Here is a 243-nt window from a genome sequence, read left to right as displayed (position 1 = left end):
AACTCGGTGCAGCAACGACAGTGGCAGTCACAGTCGCCTTGCCAGGTACGGCCAAGGCAGGCGACACCCTAACCATCACCGACGGCACGACTCCGCAAAGCCATGTCTTAACCGCCGCAGAAATCACAGCGGGCACCTACAGCAGCACGGTTGCGAAACCGGCTGAAGGCGCGACCTTGTCGGTCAGCGCTACCGTCACCGACCAGGCTGGCAATGTCTCCGCCCCAGGCATAGACAGTGCGA

The 243-nt window shown here is 62.1% G+C and carries 1 protein-coding gene; it reads left to right on the top strand.

Annotated elements, in window-relative coordinates; genetic code table 11:
• Nucleotides 1-20 precede the first annotated feature (20 nt).
• Nucleotides 21-243 (top strand): hypothetical protein (locus tag ACO0K8_RS22415; protein WP_422948867.1); only part of this gene is annotated, 223 nt, incomplete at its 3' end.

Origin of the sequence: Undibacterium sp. Ren11W (genome assembly GCF_049340485.1) — a bacterium.
Lineage (GTDB): Bacteria > Pseudomonadota > Gammaproteobacteria > Burkholderiales > Burkholderiaceae_D > Undibacterium.
The sequence above is the reverse complement of the archived record's forward strand: the minus strand, read 5'-3'. Positions and strand labels throughout refer to the sequence as shown.